Source organism: Actinomadura rayongensis, from assembly GCF_009831215.1.
Taxonomy (GTDB): Bacteria; Actinomycetota; Actinomycetes; order Streptosporangiales; family Streptosporangiaceae; genus Spirillospora; species Spirillospora rayongensis.
This window is the reverse complement of record NZ_WUTW01000007.1, coordinates 91,362-109,786: the sequence shown is the minus strand read 5'-3', so window position 1 is coordinate 109,786 and position 18,425 is coordinate 91,362. Positions and strand designations below refer to the sequence as shown.

General features: G+C 75.8%; 15 protein-coding genes. 4 read left to right on the top strand and 11 right to left on the bottom strand.

The window, feature by feature from the left end; all coding sequences use genetic code 11:
- Window positions 1–14 precede the first annotated feature (14 nt).
- The 3 genes from GQ466_RS25525 to GQ466_RS25515 are packed head-to-tail and all read right to left on the bottom strand — an operon-like array spanning window position 15 to window position 1,984.
- Entirely contained in the window at window positions 15–731 is a 717-nt protein-coding gene (locus tag GQ466_RS25525) for a maleate cis-trans isomerase family protein (protein ID WP_161105579.1), read from the bottom strand.
- Between the two features lie 2 nt (window positions 732–733).
- Window positions 734–1,495: a maleate cis-trans isomerase family protein gene (locus GQ466_RS25520; protein ID WP_161105578.1), complete on the bottom strand. Its 762-nt coding sequence runs from the start codon at window positions 1,493–1,495 to the stop codon at window positions 734–736.
- A gap of 6 nt (window positions 1,496–1,501) precedes the next feature.
- Window positions 1,502–1,984 carry a DUF3830 family protein gene (locus GQ466_RS25515; RefSeq protein WP_337193639.1) on the bottom strand — a complete coding sequence of 161 codons (483 nt, stop codon included), beginning with the start codon at window positions 1,982–1,984 and terminating at the stop codon, window positions 1,502–1,504.
- Window positions 1,985–2,229: 245 nt separating this feature from the next.
- Here GQ466_RS25515 and GQ466_RS25510 point away from each other — a divergent pair, with 245 nt between their 5' ends.
- Both GQ466_RS25510 and GQ466_RS25505 read left to right on the top strand, forming a co-directional pair.
- On the top strand, window positions 2,230–3,201 hold the full coding sequence (locus tag GQ466_RS25510; RefSeq protein ID WP_161105576.1) for a D-2-hydroxyacid dehydrogenase: 972 nt from the start codon (window positions 2,230–2,232) through the stop codon (window positions 3,199–3,201).
- The gene (locus GQ466_RS25505) at window positions 3,198–4,622 is read left to right on the top strand and encodes an amidase (protein WP_161105575.1); all 1,425 of its coding nucleotides are present in this window, start codon (window positions 3,198–3,200) and stop codon (window positions 4,620–4,622) included. Before GQ466_RS25510 ends, GQ466_RS25505 begins: the two co-directional genes overlap by 4 nt.
- On the opposite strand, the gene GQ466_RS25500 is transcribed toward GQ466_RS25505, so the two are convergent.
- From GQ466_RS25500 to GQ466_RS25485, 4 genes are all read right to left on the bottom strand, one after another.
- Window positions 4,611–5,228 carry a DUF1707 SHOCT-like domain-containing protein gene (locus tag GQ466_RS25500; protein WP_161105574.1) on the bottom strand — a complete coding sequence of 206 codons (618 nt, stop codon included), beginning with the start codon at window positions 5,226–5,228 and terminating at the stop codon, window positions 4,611–4,613. The two genes, GQ466_RS25505 and GQ466_RS25500, sit on opposite strands and share 12 nt — an antisense overlap.
- Window positions 5,229–5,238: 10 nt before the next feature.
- Window positions 5,239–7,527: a LuxR C-terminal-related transcriptional regulator gene (locus GQ466_RS25495; protein WP_161105573.1), complete on the bottom strand. Its 2,289-nt coding sequence runs from the start codon at window positions 7,525–7,527 to the stop codon at window positions 5,239–5,241.
- 74 nt (window positions 7,528–7,601) lie between these two features.
- On the bottom strand, window positions 7,602–9,866 hold the full coding sequence (locus GQ466_RS25490) for an FdhF/YdeP family oxidoreductase (RefSeq protein ID WP_161105572.1): 2,265 nt from the start codon (window positions 9,864–9,866) through the stop codon (window positions 7,602–7,604).
- Window positions 9,867–9,891: 25 nt separating this feature from the next.
- Window positions 9,892–10,989, bottom strand: a complete 1,098-nt coding sequence (locus GQ466_RS25485) for a S1C family serine protease (protein WP_337193626.1) — start codon at window positions 10,987–10,989, stop codon at window positions 9,892–9,894.
- 277 nt (window positions 10,990–11,266) lie between these two features.
- Here GQ466_RS25485 and GQ466_RS25480 point away from each other — a divergent pair, with 277 nt between their 5' ends.
- Window positions 11,267–11,863, top strand: coding sequence for a TetR/AcrR family transcriptional regulator (locus GQ466_RS25480; RefSeq protein ID WP_161105570.1), 597 nt, complete (start codon window positions 11,267–11,269; stop codon window positions 11,861–11,863).
- A 149-nt stretch (window positions 11,864–12,012) separates the two neighbouring features.
- The gene (locus GQ466_RS25475) at window positions 12,013–12,285 is read left to right on the top strand and encodes a hypothetical protein (RefSeq protein WP_161105569.1); all 273 of its coding nucleotides are present in this window, start codon (window positions 12,013–12,015) and stop codon (window positions 12,283–12,285) included.
- Here GQ466_RS25475 and GQ466_RS25470 read toward each other — a convergent pair.
- The 4 genes from GQ466_RS25470 to GQ466_RS25455 all read right to left on the bottom strand — a co-directional run bounded on the left by GQ466_RS25470 (window position 12,282) and on the right by GQ466_RS25455 (window position 18,420).
- Window positions 12,282–13,526, bottom strand: coding sequence for a multidrug effflux MFS transporter (locus GQ466_RS25470; RefSeq protein ID WP_161105568.1), 1,245 nt, complete (start codon window positions 13,524–13,526; stop codon window positions 12,282–12,284). The genes GQ466_RS25475 and GQ466_RS25470 overlap by 4 nt on opposite strands.
- 72 nt (window positions 13,527–13,598) lie before the next feature.
- Complete coding sequence (locus GQ466_RS25465) at window positions 13,599–14,204, bottom strand: malonic semialdehyde reductase (protein ID WP_161105567.1); 606 nt, start codon at window positions 14,202–14,204, stop codon at window positions 13,599–13,601.
- A gap of 104 nt (window positions 14,205–14,308) precedes the next feature.
- On the bottom strand, window positions 14,309–16,048 hold the full coding sequence (locus tag GQ466_RS25460) for a TRAFAC clade GTPase domain-containing protein (RefSeq protein WP_161105566.1): 1,740 nt from the start codon (window positions 16,046–16,048) through the stop codon (window positions 14,309–14,311).
- Window positions 16,045–18,420 (bottom strand): GAP1-N2 domain-containing protein, encoded by a 2,376-nt coding sequence (locus GQ466_RS25455; RefSeq protein WP_161105565.1) that lies wholly within the window; start codon window positions 18,418–18,420, stop codon window positions 16,045–16,047. The genes GQ466_RS25460 and GQ466_RS25455 overlap by 4 nt, the downstream gene beginning before the upstream one ends.
- Window positions 18,421–18,425: the final 5 nt, after the last annotated feature.

Here is an 18,425-nt window from a genome sequence, read left to right as displayed (position 1 = left end):
CGGAGTCCCTTCCTTCATCCGGCGGCGAAAAGACGGCCCAGCCCGGTACGGGGCCGGTCGCCGCCGGTCAGTCGCAGACCCTCCCACACGCTGACCTGGTTCGCGGTCAGGACGGGCTTGCCGACGCGGGCCTCCAGGTCGTCCAGCCAGGCCGCGGTGTGCAGCGCGGTGTCGGGGACGAGCACCGCGTCGGCGTCCGGCCGGTCGTGCGCCGCGACGAAGTCCAGCACGTCGGCGCGGCCGAGCGTGCCGACCTCGGCGGCCGTGACGATGCCCCGGCTCGCCAGCGCGACGACCTCCAGCCCCGCGTGCTCCAGGAAGGCCCGGAAATGTCCGGCGACGTCGGCGGGGTAGGTCGCCGCGACCGCCACGCGCGCCAGCCCGAGCCGCCGCGCCGCGTGGACGAACGCGAACGACGTGCTGGACGCAGGAACGCCCGCCGTCCGCCCGACCCCGGCGGCCTGCGCGGCGGCGCCGTCCCAGCCGAACACGAAGCTGCCGCTCGTGCAGGCCCACACCGCCGCGTCCACGCCGAGGTCGCGCAGCGCGCGGGCGCCCGCGGCGAGGACGCCGGAGCCGCCGATGTCCAGCAGGGCGTCGACGCGGTGGGCGTCCTCGCGCATCTCGGTGTGGACGACCCGCAGCGCGACGTCGCCGAGCAGCCCTTCCAGCACGGGGTAGTCGTCCTCGGCGCTGAACCCGGGGTAGAGGAAGCCGATGCTGCGTCCCATGCTCAGGCCGCCGTCGCGTCGGGGTGCCGGACGAGCCACTGGTCGTCGCCCGCCGCGCGCCACCCCATCCGGCGCAGCGCCATGCTCATCGTCACCTGGTTGGCGGTGAGGACCGGCTTGCCGATCATCCGTTCCAGCGGCGCGATGATGTCGTAGGTCGGGACGTTCGTACAGGAGATGAACACCGCATCGGCCTCCGGACGATCCACCGCGCTCACGGCCCGCACGACTTCCTCATAACCGACCTTCCAGATATGGCTCAGCAGCCCGAGCCCCACCGACGCGACGACGCCGACGCCGTGCTCGGCGAGGAACGTCAGCAGCCGCTGCGTCACCGCGTCGATGTAGGGCGTCACGACGGCGAGCCGCCGCACGCCGAGCAGCGCGAGCGCGTCCACGAGCGCGCCGGACGTCGTGGTGGCGGCGGGCGCGCCCGCGTCCTCCATCGCCCGGACCAGCGCCCGTTCCCCGGCCGCGCCGTGGACGAAGCTGCCGGACGCGCACGCGAACACCACGCCGAGCGGTTCGGGGGCGAGGACGTCGCGGGTGGCGCGGCCGACGACCGCGTGGTCCGACAGCGCGGCGGCCATCTCGACCGTCACCGGGACCGGGACGTAGGGGAGCCGCGTGACGAACAGCGACACGTCGTCGGGCGTCCAGCGCCACAGCTCGCGGTCCAGCGCGAAGTCGAACGGCGCGACGACGCCGACGCCGTGCTGGGCGAGCAGGGCGGGCCGCACCACCGCGGCCGGGTCGAACGCCATCGCCGGTCAGCTCTCGTGCCGGCGGTAGACGAGCCGCTCGCCGACCGCGCCCGAGCGCCACACGTCGTTGCACGCCTCGGCCATGCGCGCCAGGCCGTCCACGACGGTCGCGTAGACGTTGCCGGGCACCCAGCCGACGTCGCCGTTGAGCAGCAGGTTGTTGCGCCCGTAGAACAGCGCGAGGTCGATGACGCCGGGCAGGTGGTCGATGCTCTTCTCTTCCTTGAAGGCGCGGTCGAGCATGCCTCCGGGGAAGGAGAAGTAGACGACGTCGCCCGGGATGGGGGTGACGGTCGGGTTCTCCAGCCCGACCTCCTGCGGCGCGAACCGCTCCACCATCGTGTAGACCTCGTTGCGGGCGTACTTGGCGTGGTAGACGTCGCCGCCCTGGGGGAGCGCGTCCCAGACGGCCGCGCAGGTGCGCGGCGCGTCCTTGTCGAGCAGTTCGGCGGTGCAGGAGACGCCCCGGCGCTCCAACGTGATCGTGATGAACCTCGGCAAGCCGGACCTCCCCGGGAACCGGTGCGGGGCGGCGACGGGCGTCGCGCACCCGACAGGACGCTCAGCGCCTTGGGATCCGCCTGCCCGCACCGGGCGGGACCGGTGACGGAACGGTCTTGCAGCCTGATCGCGTTCGATTGTTGACAATCCTACGAGCCGTTCCTAGCGTGTCAATGCCCCCGTGTTAAAGGCGCGTCAACACTCGCCGGCCCTGGCAGGGAAGGGAGACGCCGATGCGCGTGACCGTCCTGTGCGCCGACGACCGGCCGCCCGGCACGGACGCGCTCGACCGCCGCGCCGACCTGCGCTATGTGGACGCGGCGGGCCTCGCCGCCGCGCTCCCGGACTCCGACGTCCTGTTCGTCTGGGACTTCCTGTCCGACGCCGTCCCCGCCGCCTGGCCCGCGACCGGCGGCCCCGGCTGGGTCCACATCGCGAGCGCCGGGGTCGACCGGCTGCTGTTCCCCGCGCTCGCCGACCGCGCGGTCGTCACCAACTCGCGGGGCGTGTTCGACGGGCCGATCGCCGAGTACGTGCTCGGGCTCGTCCTGGCGTTCGCGAAGGACCTGCCCGGCACGCTCCGCCACCAAGAGGCGCGCGTCTGGCGGCACCGCGAGACCGAGCGGATCGCCGGACGGTCCGCGCTCGTCGTCGGCACCGGCCCGATCGGCCGCGCCGTCGCCCGGCTGCTGCGCGCGGCGGGCCTCGCCGTCACCGGCGCGGGCCGCGCGGCGCGCACCGGCGACCCCGACTTCGGGACCGTCCTCGCCCCGGACGAACTGCACGACGGCCTCGCCGCCGCCGACTACGTCGTCCTCGCCGCGCCGCTCACCCCCGCCACGCGCGGCATGATCGACGCCGCCGCGCTCGCCCGGATGCGGCCGTCCGCGCGGCTGATCAACGTCGGCCGGGGCGCGCTCGTCGACGAGAACGCCCTCGTCGCGGCGCTGCGCGCGGGCACGATCGCCGGGGCCGCGCTGGACGTGTTCGCCGCCGAGCCGCTGCCGCCGGACGCGCCGCTGTGGACGCTGCCGAACGTGATCGTCTCGCCGCACATGTCCGGCGACGCGGCGGGCTGGCGGGACGAGCTGGTCGCGCTGTTCGCCGACAACCTCGACCGCCGCCTCACCGGCCGCCCGCTGCGCAACGTCGTGGACCAGCGGCTCGGCTACGTCCGCGAGCACGTCCGCGAGGGAGCGACATGACCGACCCGGCCGACCTGTCCGCCGCCGAACTCCTCGCCGCCTACCGGGAGCGGACGCTGTCGCCGGTCGACGCGGTCGACGCCGTCCTGCGCCGGATCGAGCGCGAGAACCCGGTGCTCAACGCGTTCTGCCTGGTCACCGCCGACGAGGCGCTGACCGCCGCCCGCGCGTCGGCGGACCGGTGGGCGCGCGGCCGGCCGCTGCCCCTCGACGGCGTCCCGGTCTCGATCAAGGACGTCTTCCTCACCGCCGGGCGGCCCACGCTGCGCGGCAGCCGCGCGGTCGACCCCGCCGGGCCGTGGCGCGAGGACGCGCCCGCCGTGGCCCGGCTGCGCGCGGCGGGCGCCGTCGCCGTCGGGAAGACGACGACGCCGGAGTTCGCGTGGAAGGGCGTCACCGACGGCCCGCTGACCGGCGTCACCCGCAACCCGTGGGACCCGTCGCTGACGCCCGGCGGGTCCAGCGGCGGCGCGGCGGCGGCCGTCGCGGCGGGCCTGGCGCCGCTCGCGCTCGGCACCGACGGCGGCGGATCGGTGCGCATCCCGGCCGCGTTCACCGGCACGTTCACGCTGAAGCCGACGTACGGACGGGTGCCGCACTACCCGGCGAGCCCGTTCGGGACGCTCGCGCACGCAGGCCCGATGACCCGGACGGTCGAGGACGCCGTGCTCCTGCTCGACGTCATCACCGCGCCCGACCCGCGCGACTGGTCCGCGCTGCCGCCGCCGGACGCGCCGTTCGCCGCGACCGTCCCGGACGTCACGGGCCTGCGGATCGCGTTCAGCCCCGACCTCGGCCACGCCCGCGTCGATCCGGAGGTGGCGGCGCTCGTCGCGTCCGCCGCCGAGACGTTCGCCGCGCTCGGCGCGAACGTGGAGCACGCCGACCCGGGCTTCGCCGACCCCGTCGCCGCCTTCTGGACGCTGTGGTCCGCCGGGGCCGCCAAGGTCGTCGAGCACCTGACCCCGGCGCAGTGGGCGGACCTGGACCCCGGCCTGCGCGAGACCTGCGACCAGGGCGCGACCGTGACCGCCGCCGAGTACCTGGACGCCACCGCCGTCCGGATGGACCTCGGCCGCCGCATGGGCGAGTTCCACGAGCGCTACGACCTGCTGCTCACCCCGACGCTGCCGGTCACCGCGTTCCCGACGCTGCCGGTCACCGCGTTCCCGGCGGGCCGGGAGACGCCGGACGGGCGGCCGGGGGAGCGCTGGACGTCCTGGACGCCCTTCACCTATCCGTTCAACATGACCCAGCAGCCCGCCGCGAGCGTCCCGTGCGGGTTCACGGCCGAAGGGCTCCCGGCCGGGCTCCAGATCGTCGGCCCCCGGCACGCCGACGCCCGCGTCCTCGCCGCGTGCCGCGCGTTCGAGGCGGCCCGCCCGTGGGCCGGCCGCCGTCCGCCCGCGTCAGCGCCGTGAGCGCCGCCCGGACCGGCGCGCCCGCCGGTCCGCGCGCCGCTCCCGCCGCTTCACCGACACGCTGCCCCACATCGCGAGCCCGGTCACGATGACGAGCGGCGACCCGGCCGCGCCCGGCCCGGACGCCCCCTGCCCGAACCCGCCCATCATCCCGACGCCCTCGACCTGCACGTTGAGGTCCGGCGGCACGACGACCTCCACGCCGCCCATGAACGCGAACGCGGTGATCTTGGTCTCGCCCGCGGGGAAGACGGCCTCGCGCAGGTCGATGCTGCTCTTCCCCCAGAACGAGAACGCGGTGAACCGCTTGGGCGCCGACCACGGCCCGCGCCGCTTGCACCCGCTCATCACCGCGTACGCGGAACTCCACGACGGCAGCCCGCTCGCCGCGGCGGTCGACCCCGCGTACACCTCGGGCGCCAGGTCGGCGACGAGCTGTTCCAGCTGGCCGATCGTCCGCGACGCGAACACCCAGCCGAGCCGTTCCTCGGTCTCCGCGAGCGTCAGGCGGCCGTCGCCGGCGGCCTGACGGAGGACGTGCGCGAAGCGTTCGCGGTCGGCGTCCGAGGCCCGGACGTCCGGCTCACGTTGCGGGATATTCGCCATGAAACGGAGCTTAATCGGGCGGCGGAGTCCAGGCCGCGATCTCCGTTCGGGCCGTGAAACCCAGCTTGGAGAGGATGTGCTCCACATGTGAGTCCACGGTGCGCTTGGCGAGGACGAGCCGGTCCGCGATCTGTCGGTTGGTGAGCCCTTCCGCGACCAGCGCCGCCACTTCGCGCTCCCGTGTGGTGAGCGTCTCACGTGCGGGCGCCGGGCCGGGCGCGGCCACCGGCTCGCCGCGCGCCAGCGCGATCGCCTCGGTGATCGTCAGCTCGCCGCCGCGCCGCTTGGCGGACTGGAACCGGTCGGCGGGCAGGCGGCGCTGCAGCGCCTTCTCCGACAGCGCCCGGCGCTCCATGTAGTGCGGGCCGTACTGGAGCTGCGCGCCCAGCTCGCGCCACATGCGCTCGGTCGCGCCGAGCAGCATCGCCGCCTCCTCGTACCGGCCCCGCACCAGCGTGGCGGGGGTCAGCAGGTCGAGGGCGAGCGTGATGCCGAGCTGGTCGCCGAGGTCCTCCTTGATCTGGAGGCAGGCCATGAGGTCGTCCACGGCCTCGTCCTTGCGGCCCGTCCACCAGCGCGCCGCCGCCCGCGCGTACAGCGCGAACGACCGGTTCCACACCTCGCCGCTGGCCTCGCCCGCCCGGACGCTCTCCTCGGCGACCGCGAGCGCCGCGTCCCAGTCGCTCTCCAGCGCCAGCACCGACGACAGGTGCGGCCCGGCGAGCAGGGCGGCCGGTTCCTCGTGGCCGAGCCGCGCGAACTTCTCGCGCGCCTGCGCGATGCGCGTCCTGGCGCCCTCCAGGTCGCCCTCGAACAGCGCGACCAGGCCCGTCCCGTGCAGGATGTGGGCGCGCAGCACCGGGTCGTCGGCGGCGGCGGCGCGCTCGAACAGCGCCCGGCCGCGCTCGGCCTCGCCGCGCTGGACGGCGACGAGGCCCGTCCCGAACGCCACCCACGCCCGCTCGCGGTGGACGGGCGGCAGCGCCTCGGTCGCCGTGAGCACCCGGTCCTGCCAGCTCAGCGCCTCGCCGAACTTCCCGAGGCACAGCCAGTAGTGCTGCAGGACGGCCGCCAGGTGCAGCGCCGTCTCCTCGTCGCCGGGCGTGGACAGCGAGTGCTCCAGCGCCACCCGCAGGTTCGCGTTCTCCTCGCGCAGCCGGATGAGCGCGGGGAGCTGCCCGGCGCCGAGCGCGTCCCGCCGCGCCTCCTCGGCGAGCGCGAGGTAGTGGTCGCGGTGGCGGCGCAGGACGTCCGGGCGCTCGCCCAGCTCGGTCAGCCGCTCGGCGCCGTACTCGCGCAGCGTGTCGAGCATCCGGTAGCGGCGGCCGTCGCGCTCGCACAGGACGATCGACTTCTCCACCAGCCGGGCGAGGACGTCCAGCAGCGCGTCGGCGGCCAGCGCCCCGCCCGCCCCGACGCGCTCGGCGGCGGCGAGGTCGAAGTCGCCGGGGAACACCGACAGCCGCGCCCACAGCAGCCGCTCCTGCGCGGTGCACAGGTCGTGGCTCCACTCGATCGTCGCGCGGAGCGTCCGGTGCCGTCCGCCCGCCGCGCGCGGGGTGCCGAGCAGCCGGAACCGGTCGTCGATGCGGTCCACGAGCTGTTCGACCGACATGCTCCGCAGCCGGACGGCGGCCAGTTCGATCGCGAGCGGGATGCCGTCCAGGTGGCGGCAGAGCCGGGCGACCGTCGGGTGGTTGTCCCGCGTCAGCGCGAACCCCGGGACCATCGCCTCGGCGCGGTCGGCGAACAGCGTCACCGCGTCGTCGCCGGTGGCGCTGTCCTGGTCGGCGACGGGCAGCGGCGGGATGACGAGCGTGTGCTCGCCCATGACGTCCAGCGGCTCGCGGCTGGTCGCGAGGATCCGCAGCCGGGGCGCGGCGCGCAGCAGCACCTCGGTGAGCGTCGCGCAGCCGTCCACCAGATGTTCGCAGGTGTCCAGGACGAGCAGCAGGTGCTTGTCGGACAGGTGGTCGGCGAGCCGGTCGGTCTGGTCGCCGGACGCCTGGCCGGGCAGCCGCAGCGCGTCGGCGACCGTCCGGGCGAGCAGCGCGGGCTCGCGCAGCGCCGACAGCTCCACCAGCCACGCCCCGTCGGGGAACGAACGGCGCAGGTCGGCGGCGACGCGCACCGCCAGCCGGGTCTTGCCGACGCCGCCGACGCCGGTCAGCGTGACGAGCCTGGACCGGGCCAGCACCTGCCGGGCCTCGCCCAGCTCGCGCTGCCGTCCGATGAACCGCGTCATTTCGGCGGGCAGATTCCCGGCCCGCGACATCTCCGCCAGCACCGTGACGATCACCTCGGGTGAAGGGCTCCGGGGGTGAGCCGGTCGTCACCCATCGTACCCGGACGTCACGACGCGCCGCCGACCGATCACCCAGAGTGCGACACGGGTTCCAGCCGTACGACCACCGATTTCGACGTCGGGGTGTTGCTGGTCTCGGCGGTGCTGTCGAGCGGCACGAGGACGTTCGTCTCCGGGAAGTACGCGGCGGCGCACCCGCGCGCGGTCGGGTACGCGACGACGCGGAACGCGGGGGCGCGGCGCTCGGAGCCGTCCGTCCACTCCGAGACGAGGTCGACGGTCGCGCCGTCCGCGACACCGAGGTCGGCCAGGTCGCCGGGGTGGACGAACACGACCCGGCGTCCGGCCTTCACGCCCCGGTAGCGGTCGTCCATGCCGTAGATCGTGGTGTTGAACTGGTCGTGGCTGCGGAGGGTCTGGAGCAGCAGCCGCCCCTCCGGGATGCGGACGACGTCCAGCCGGTTCGCCGTGAAGTTCGCCTTGCCCGTCGCGGTGGGGAAGCGGCGTTCGTCGCGCGGCGCGTGCGGCAGGGCGAACCCGTCCGGTTCGCGGACGCGCGCGTTGTAGTCGGCGAAGCCCGGAACGACCCGGGACACGTGGTCGCGGATGACGTCGTAGTCGTCCCGCATCGCCGCCCAGTCGATCGGCGAGCCGGGCAGCGTGGCCCGCGCCAGCCCGCACACGATCGCGACCTCCGAGCGCAGGTCGGGGCCGGCGGGCGCGAGCCGTCCGCGCGAGGCGTGGACCAGGCCCATCGAGTCCTCGACGGACACGAACTGCGGGCCGGTCCGCTGCTCGTCGCGCTCGGTGCGGCCGAGCGCCGGGAGGATCAGCGCGGTCTCGCCGGTCACCGCGTGGGACCGGTTCAGCTTGGTGGACACCTGGACGGTCAGCCGGCAGCCGCGCAGCGCGGCCTCGGTGACCGCCGAGTCGGGCGTCGCGCGGGCGAAGTTGCCGCCCATCCCGACGAACACGCGCGCCCAGCCGTCCCGCATCGCCCGGACGGCCCCGACCGTGTCGAACCCGTGGGCGCGCGGCGGCGCGAATCCGAACTCGGCGGCGAGCGCGTCCAGGAACGCGGGCGCGGGCCGCTCGACGATCCCCATCGTCCGGTCGCCCTGGACGTTGGAGTGGCCGCGCACCGGGCACACGCCCGCGCCGGGACGGCCGACGTTCCCGCGCAGCAGCAGGAAGTTGACGACCTCGCGGATCGTCGCGACGGAGTTGCGGTGCTGCGTGAGGCCCATCGCCCAGCACACGACGATCCGGCGGGCGGCGCGGACGTCCCCGGCGGTCGCCTCGATCTCGTCCCGCGTCAGGCCGGTCGCGGCGAGCACGTCGGCCCAGTCCAGCGTCCGGACGTGCTCCTCGAACGCCGCGAAACCGTGCGTGTGCTCGGCGACGAACGCGCGGTCGACGGCGTCCGCCTCCAGCAGCAGCCGGTTCAGCGCCTGGAACAGCGCGAGGTCGCCGTTCAGCCGGATCTGGAGGAACCGGTCGGCGAGCGCGGTGCCGCGTCCGGCGAGCCCGCCCGGACGCTGCGGGTTCTTGAAGCGCAGCAGCCCCGCCTCCGGCAGCGGGTTGACGGCGATGATCCGCGCGCCGTTCCGCTTCGCCTTCTCCAGCGCGGCCAGCATCCGGGGGTGGTTGGTGCCGGGGTTCTGGCCGACGACGAACAGCAGGTCGGCGCGGTGCAGGTCGTCCAGCGACACCGAGCCCTTCCCGACGCCGAGCGTCTGGGTGAGCGCCGCCCCGGACGACTCGTGGCACATGTTGCTGCAGTCGGGGAGGTTGTTCGTCCCGAAGGCGCGGACGAACAGCTGGTAGGCGAACGCCGCCTCGTTGCTCGTCCGCCCGGACGTGTAGAAGACGGCCTCGTCGGGGGAGTCCAGCGCGTTCAGCTCGGCGGCGGCGATCGCGAACGCCTCGTCCCAGGAGACGGGCTCGTAGTGCCGCGAACCGGCGCGCTTCACCATCGGCTCGGTGAGCCGTCCCTGCTGCCCGAGCCAGTGGTCGGAGCGGACGGCGAGGTCGTCGACGTCGTGCGCGGCGAAGAACGCGCGGGCGACGCGGCGGGTCGTGGCCTCCTCGGCGACGGCCTTGGCGCCGTTCTCGCAGAACTCGGCGAGATGGCGGTCGCCGCCCTCGGGCCACGCGCAGCCGGGGCAGTCGAAGCCCCGCTTCTGGTTGACGCGCAGCAGGGTCAGGGCCGACCGGCGCACGCCCATCTGCTCGCGGGAGCGCCGCAGCGCGGCCGTCACGCCCGGCACGCCCGCCGCCCAGTCCTTGGGCGGGCCGACGCGCGGGTTCTCGTGGTCCTCGGGAGCGTCCATCCTCGTCCTTCCGTCGCCGGGGACGTTACTGCGGCGGCCCCTCCACCAGGCGGACGTCGGCGGAGTGGCGGCGCCCGTCGCGGGTCGTCCACTCCAGTTTCACCACGTCGCCCGGGTGGTGCGTCAGCATGAGGCCCGTCAGCCGCGACGGCGTGTCCACCGGCTGGCCCGCCAGCGCGACGACGACCCCGCCCGCCTTGACGCCCGCCTCGTCCGCCGGGGTGCCCGGGACGACCGCGTCGACCAGCGCGCCGAACGCCGTGCCGTTGGACCGGACCTGGACGCCGAGCAGCGCGGTCTTGCCGATGTGGATCGTCCCGGTCGCCCGGCCCGCGCGGATCTGCCGGGCGATCTCCAGCGCGTGCGCCGCCGGGATCGCGTAGCCCCGGTGCTCGGGCGTCGCGCTCGCCGTGCCGGACGGCGTCGCGTGCTTGTGCGTCGCGCCGTCGTCGTCCGGGCCCGCCGACGCGGCCGTGTTGATGCCGATCACCTTGCCGTCGGTGTCCAGCAGCGGGCCGCCCGAGTCGCCCGGCTTGATCGGCGCGTCGGTCTCGATGAGGCCGGCCAGCCGCTCCGACCCGCCGTCGGCCTGGTTGCGGGCGGTGATCGTCTGCTCCAGCGACGTCACGACGCCCGTCACGACCGCCGGGGTGCCGCCCTTGCCGCCCGCGTTGCCGACGGCCGTCACCGGGTCGCCGACGCGCACGTCGGTCGAGTCGCCGAACACGGCGGGCTTCAGCCCGGCCGCGTCGTCCATCTTGATCACCGCGAGGTCGCTCGCCGGGTCGTAGCCGACGACGCGGGCGCGGTAGGCGCGGCGGTTGTCGGTGTCGGTCGCGGTGATGGACGTCGCGCCCGCGATGACGTGGTTGTTCGTCAGCACGAAGCCCGACGGCGTCATGAGGATCCCGGTGCCCGCCGACCGCAGGCTGCTCAGCCCCTGGTCCGCCTCGATGTTGATCACGCCGGGCCTGCGTCCGGACGGCCGGTCCCCGGCCCGCGTGCTCGTCGGGGCGGGCGCCGGCGCGGCCATCTCGCCGCCGTTGGCGTACTCGGCGAGCAGCGGACGCCCGAACACCACGGCCGCGGCCGTGACCAGGACCAACAGGACCAGAAGAGTCACCGGTCCCGATCCCTCGCGCCCGGGGGCCTCGTTCACCGGCGCGCCTCCTTCTCCCCGTGTTTCGCCCGTCCCGTCCGGTCCGTCGTCCGCGCCCGGCGACCGGCCCGGACCGAACGGCCCGTACCGAGAATGATCCACGGTCCGGCCGATTACCGGAATCCCCCCAGGGAAACGGGCATGTCGTAAGGATGCCGCAAGATCGGCTTACGGGCGTCCTCCGGGTGTCCCCGCGTACCGACCGGTCGGTATTCTGCGGCCTGGACCGGAGGGAGGGACGATGGCGCGCGGGCCCAGCACCGTCAAGCGGCGCATCCTCGACGCGGCCGTCCGGCAGTTCGCCGCGCACGGCTTCGACGGCGCGTCCGTCCAGGGCATCGTGGCCGAGGCGGACGTCACCAAGGGCGCCCTCTACCACTACTTCGGCTCCAAGGACGACCTGCTCTACGAGATCTACCACGCGCTGATCTCCCGCCAGCTCGCCGACCTGGACCGCGCGCTCGCCGCCGGGACGCCGCCGGGCGAGACCGTCCGGACCGTGCTCACCGACCTGATCGTCAGCACCGCCGCGCACATCGACGAGGCCAAGGTGTTCGCGCGCGAGATGCACCGCCTCGACACCGCCCGGATGCACGCGGTGCGCGCCGACCGCCGCCGCTACCACCGGACGTTCCGCGACCTCGTGGAGTCCGGCCAGCGGACGGGCGAGTTCTCCGCCGCGACGCCCGCCGAGACCGTCACGATCGTCGCGCTCGGCATGGTGAACCAGATGACGTCCTGGTACCGCGCGGACGGCCCGAAGACCGCCGCCGAACTGGCCGCCGAGGTCACCGGTTTCGTCCTCGCCGCCCTGCGGCCGGGGGCCGGCGCGCCGTAGAATCCTGCGGTCGCGGCATGAGCGAGGTGGGATCCGGGAATGGGCAAGCACAGCGCGCCCCCGTCGAGGACGTGCCCGTTCTGCGGAGGCAGCGGCAGGAGCGACGACGGCACGCGCAAGTGCGGCGTCTGCCACGGAGAGGGGCGAATTTGACCTACCCGCCGGACGGCTGCGGCTACGAGGTCGCCTACAGCCTCGGCCGCCGCGGCTTCTCCTCCGAGCGCTTCGCCGACGAGTTCGAGCTGATGCGCTGGTTCGGCGAGATGGTGCGGCGCGGCCTGTTCGCGCCCGCCGAGTTCGAGGAGCCCGACGAGGACGGCCGCAACGGCTACCGCATCTTCTGCGTCACCGCCGAACAGCGCGTCGGCATCAGCTACTTCCACCCGCGGCTCGTCCGCGCGCGCATCGAGGGTCTGAGCTAGTCGCGCCGTGAGCGGGCGAGCAGGGCCGCGGGGATCGCGGCGAAGGCCAGGACGGCGATCGTGACGGCCATCGGGACGGCCGTGCCGGTCCCGGCGATGCCCGCCAGCGGCGCGGCGGCGCCGCCGAGGGCGAACTGCGTCAGGCCCATCAGCGCGGACGCGCTGCCCGCCGTGCCCGCGGGGCGGCCCGCGAGCGCCAGCGCCGTCGCGTTCGGCAGCACCAGGCCCTGCCCGGCGACGACGAGGAACAATGCGGGCAGGAGCACGGTCGTCCCGGCGTCCGTCAGGACCGCCGCCAGGAGCGCCGCGCCGCCCGTCACGACGAGCGCGAGCCCGGTCCCGAGCAGCCGGCCGAGCGGGACGCGCCCGGCGAGCCGTCCGCCGATCTGCCCGGCCGCGACGATCCCGAGCGCGTTCACCCCGAACACCACGCTGAACTCCTGCGGCGACAGCCCGTAGATGTCCTGGAGGACGAACGGCGACCCGGAGATGTAGGTGAACATCGCCGCGAACGCCAGCGCCAGCGTCAGCGTGTGGCCGACGAAGACGCGGTCGCGGCACAGCGTCGCGAACGTCCGGACGATCGCGGCGGCGCCCGCCGGCGACCGGCGCTCGGGCGGCAGCGTCTCGGGCAGCCCGGCCAGCGAGCCGAGCAGCACCGCGATCCCGATCCCGGCGAGCACCACGAACACGCCGGGCCACGGGACGACGCGCAGGAGCTGCCCGCCGACCACCGGCGCGAGAATCGGCGCGAGCCCGCTGACGATCATCAGCGTGGCGTAGAAGCGGGCGGCGGCCGTCCCCTCGAACAGGTCGCGGACGACGGCGCGGCCGATGACGATCCCCGCCGCGCCCGCCGCGCCCTGCACGAGCCGCGCGGCGGTCAGCGTCTCCACGGTCGGCGCGACCGCGCACAGCAGCGACGCCGCCGCGTACCCGGCGAGCCCGTACAGCAGCGGGCGGCGGCGGCCGAGGCGGTCGCTGAGCGGCCCGGCGACGACCTGCCCGGCGGCGAGCCCGACGACGCAGGCGGTCAGCGTGAGCTGCGCGCGCGACGCGACCGTCCCGAAGTCCTCGGTGAGGCGCGGCAGCGCGGGCAGGTACATGTCGATGGACAGCGGCGCGGTCGCGGCGAGCGCGCCGAGGATCAGGACGAGCGTGACGCGGCGGGCGGCCGTCGCGCCGGGAACGGTCCACTGCGGGGCGGACGCTGCGGTGCTGGACGAGGTGCGGGGGGACATGCGGCTCCGGTCGGCACGGCCGCGCCGCCGCACGACCAGGGGCACGGGCGCGGCGGCGCGGCGGGGAAGGGGTCAGACGGTCGTGACGACCTGGTCGTGCTCCAGGCGGGGCAGGCGGTCGTACCAGGCGTCCGGTCCGGGCCGTCCGACGTTGACGACCGCGATCGGGTCCTGGTCGGTGTCGGCGAGGAACTCGCGCTTGACGCCCTCGGCGTCGAACCCGCCCATCGGCCCCGCCGCGAGGCCCGCCGCGCGGATCCCGACGATCAGGTAGCCGAGCTGGATCGCGGCGTTGAACCGGGCCATCGCCGGACGTCCCGGGTTCGCCTCCAGTGCGTCGCGCGCCCCCTCCTTGATCGGGAAGATGACGGGCAGGTGCTCGTGGAACGCGGCGTCGGCGGTGACGATCAGCGTCAGCGGCGCGGCGGCCGTCTTGGCCTTGTTGCCGTCGGCCATCTGCGCGACGAGCCGCTCCTTCGCCTCCGGGCTCCGGACGGCGACGATCCGCAGCGGCTGGGCGTTCATCGCCGTCGGCCCCCACTTCACCAGGTCCAGGACGGCGCGGAGCTGCTCGTCGGTGACCGGTTCGTCGGTGAAGGTGTTCGCGGTGCGGGCCGTGCGGAACAGCAGGTCCTGCGCGGCGGCGTCCAGCGCGAGGAGGTCGGTGGCGGTCGTCATGGTCGGGCCTTCCTGTCGGCGGATCGAAAGCGGCTCCGGCTGGTGCAACCGTAGGACGCTCCGTTATCTGCCGCGTCAGGAAGTGGCATACGTCACACAACCGGTCAGGGCCAGTGTGCCAGCCGGGCCGTCACCTCCGCCGCCGAGACGGCGATGGCGAGGACGGTCAGCGCCGACATGCCCGCCAGCACGGTCCACCGGCCGACCTGGTAGCCCGCCGGGACGAGCGCCGCGTCCCGGCCCCGCACCGGCCACGGAGCGCGCAGCGGGGCGGTGCCGGGGATCTCGTCGGCCGGGTCCGGGGACGCCGGGGCGTCCGACGGCTCGGCGGGGGACAGGCCCGCCGCCCAGCCGAGCAGGTCCGCGATGTAGGACGGGTCCGTCGCGAGACCCGACCCGAAGTACCGGACGTCGGCCGCCACGTGGTCCAGCGCCCGCACGATGTTGCCGAGCCCGACCGCGCGCAGCCAGCCGCGCAGGTCCGGGTCCTCGTACAGCTTCTTGCCGATCTCGGTGGTGAGCAGCAGGTCCGTCTTGGTGATGACGACCGCGACGCGCTTCTGCCGTCCCCGGTCCGGCCGCGACCGCAGCTCGTTCAGCACCCGCTGGAGCGTGTCGGCCGGGTCCTCGCCGGACGGCCCCGCCGCCGCCTCCACCCGCGCCCGCTCGACGGCCGTCAGCGACCGGTTCACCTGCGGCAGCGCGAACGGGTCCACGATGAACAGCAGCGTCTCGCCGTGGTCGAGGTAGCGCAGCGACTCCACCTCGGTCGACCCGGCGAAATGCTCGCCCGCCGGGTCGAACAGATAGAGGATGCGGCGGGCGGGCTTGCCGCGCCGTCCGGCGGGCAGCTCCACGTCCAGCATCGTCGCGAGCGGCAGGTCCGGGCCGGTCTTGGGCGGACGGCCCCCGGAGCGGAACGCGCGGACCGTCGCCGCGTACGCCTCGGCGTGCCGTCCCTCGACGAACGCGACCCGTCCGTCGACGGCCCGCGCCCGCGCGTGCAGGGCGCGGATGCCGAGCATCATGAACGTCGTCTTGCCCGCGCCGGGGCCGCCGACGAACGGCAGCGGCTCGACCCGGACGCGGCCGATGCGCGGCGGGAGCCGTCCCGAGCAGTGCGGGCAGTACGCGGCGAGCCGGAACCGGCCGAGCAGGACGGTCGTCGGCAGCCGCGTCCCGCACCGGCAGACGTGCCGGAACGCGCCCGCCGGGCCGGGGACGAGCCGCGCGTGCCGCGCCCCGCACCCCGGGCACGCGTACACCGGCAGGCCGATGCGCTCGTAGCAGAACGGGTGCGGGCACGTCTGGAGGATGCGGCCGTAGGCGGTGAACACGCGCTCCACGGCGGCGAGCACCACCGCGCACGCCAGCCAGCCCGCGAGCCCGACCGCCGCGACGACCCCGTACAGCGCGGTCAGCGCGAGCGCGAGGACGGCGGCGGGCACGGCCGCGACGACGATCCCCGCGCACAGCGCCAGCCACACCGGGAACGCGAACCATCCCCACGGGCCGCCGAGCAGCACCTCCGTCAGCCGGAGGACGACGTCCCGGGCCAGCGTCCACACGCGCGGCCCGACCTCGCGCGCGATGGCCCACCAGTCGCGCCAGACCTGCCCGAGCAGGTAGTGCCGGTAGGAGACCTCCGGGGCGGGCACCGGCGACGGCCCCGACCGCGACGACGGCGTCAGCGCCCGGCAGGCCTGGAGATACGACAGCGCCGCCGCGCCGAGCCCCGCGACGACGAGCGTCAGCGGGAACAGCACCGGGAAGACCACCCCGAACCCGACCAGCATCGCGGCGACCCACGCCGCCGCCAGCACCGCGACCATCACCGGATTCATGCGCCCTGCCGTCCTCGGTTCCCGGTGCGCGCCTCGGCGGCGAGGTCGCGCAGGGCGGAGCGCAGGGCCGGGTCGCCGCCGAAGTGGGCCTCCAGCCTGCGGCCCGCGAACCAGCGCGTCACCGCCGTCCGCGCCCAGGTCTCCAGCGCCGGGTCCGCCGCGCCGAGCGCCCGCATCCGCAGGACCGTCTCGATCAGTTCGTGCCGGACGGCCGGGTCGCCGCCCCGGCCGGGCAGGGCGCCGGTCCAGCGGGCGCCGAGCCGGGCGCGCAGCCGGGCGGGCGCCGCCGCGAGCAGCGCCGCGCGGAACACCGGGTCGCGGCGGGCGAGGCGGCCGGCGGCGACGCCGAACGCGGGCTCGGCGAGCGGGCCCGCGCCGCGGTCGGCGAGCGCGGCCAGGGCCTCGGCGGCGGCGTCCGGGCGCTCCGCGCCGATCGCCGTCGCGCACGCCTGGACGGCCGCCGCGTCCCGGTCCGCGTCCGGGCCGGGCGGCGCGGAGCGGACGCGGGCGGCGAGCCGCAGCACCTCCACGCCGATGTCGGCGTCGCCGAGGGCGCGCGCGAACGTCCGGGACGGCAGCTCCGCGAGCACCGGCCGCTCCCCGAACGCGGCGGCGTGCGACTCCAGCAGCTCCAGGCACTCGCCGGGCTGCGGCGCCGCCGCCCACAACCGCTCCAGGACGGCATCGACGGGAGGTCGGTCGGGGCCGGGAGGTCGGTCGGGGTCGGTTGGTCGGGGGAGAGCGGTTGGTCGGGGAAGCACAGACTCGACGTCGGCGAGGGAGAGCAGGTCGGCGGTGACGGCCACGCGGTGCAGCGGGCGGCGGCGGCCGACCGAGTCCAGCACCGCGAGCGCCACCTCCGGCGCGGACGGCCACAGATCCGGGTCGTCGCGCGCCGCGTCGTGCAGCAGGTCGCACGCCCGGTCGCCGAGGACGGCGGCGCGGGTCCGCGCGTCCGCCGCCGCGAGGCCCGTGACGACCCCGGCCAGCAGCGCGCCGCGCGCCGCGTCCGGGCACGCCGCGAGGGCCGCCGGGACGTCCGCCGCGCCGACCCGCGCCCGGCCCTGCGCCGCCGCCCGGACCTCGCCCGGCCGCGCGGGCGCGCCCGCCGCCGCCGCGATCCCGGCGATGTGCGCGACGTCGGTCAGCTCCTCGGCCGCCGCCAGCGCGGACGTCACGGCGGGCTCCAGCGCCGGGCGCAGCACGAGCGGCAGCGCGCGGCGCGGCAGCCGGTCCCGCGTGGACGGGTCGTCCAGCGCCGCCGTCACGGCCCGCAGCGCGCACTGCCCCGCCACGTCGACCGCGCCCGCAGCGCGCGCCCGGTCCTCGACGGCGACCGCGAGGTCCACGCCCATCGACGGGACGCCCGGCACGAGGTCCCGCCAGACCCATTCGGGCAGGTCCCGGCCGGACCGGGCCAGCAGCGCCGCCGCGCCCGCCTCTTCGTCCGGCGTCACCCGCGCCTCGCCCCGGCACAGCGCGAGCAGCGCCGCCGCGCGCTCCAGGGCGCGCGGCCCCGGCGGGTCGGCGCCGTCCAGCAGGGCCAGCTCGCCGAGCGCGTCCAGGGCCGCGAAGTCGCCCGCCCGCCAGCACGCCGCGACCGTCCGCGCGAACCGGCTCACCGGCCGGTGCGGCGGGGGCGGGTCGCCGAGCGCGAACGCCGGGCCGCCCTGGTACTGCGCGGCGGCCCACGCGTCCGGGGTCGTCCCGACGACGCGCTGGCCCGCGCCGTCGGGGTCGGCGCTGTAGGTGACGAACGTCAGCCGCTCGGCCGCCGCGACCGGCAGCGAGTACGACACGACCGCGATCCACCGGGCGATCAATTCCACGTCCGCCGCGACCAGGACCACCCGGCCGTGGCCGCGCCCGAGGACGGTCACCACCGCGTCCACCAGCGGCGCGAGCAGGTCCGGCTGGCCGCGCAGCCACTCGGCGAGCGCGTCCGGCGCGAACGCCGCGTCCGGCGCCAGGTCGGGGACCTCGGGCAGCGCGCCGAGCGCCGTCGGGCCGGCCCGCCACAGCGGCGCGTCCCACAGCTCGGCGGGGCGCAGGCCCTCCAGCTCGTCCGGCTCGGCGACGACCGCGTGCGCGAAGAAGTTGCCGTACCGGCCCGAGTAGTCCTGCCCGAGGTAGCGGGAGCGGGCCAGCAGCGGACGGCCGTCCACCCGGTCGTACAGCAGCGCGACCGGGAACGCCGCCAGCTCGCCGGGCCCCGGCGACAGCGGCGCGGCGGGCGGCGGACGGTAGGCCAGGAAGGGCGCCACCGCCGCGCGCACCCGGTCGGGAAGGCCCGGCGTCTCCGCCGTGAACTGGAACCCCGACCGGCCGGTCGGCCCGTTCCGCGCGGACGTGTAGTGCATCTGCCAGGCCACTCAGG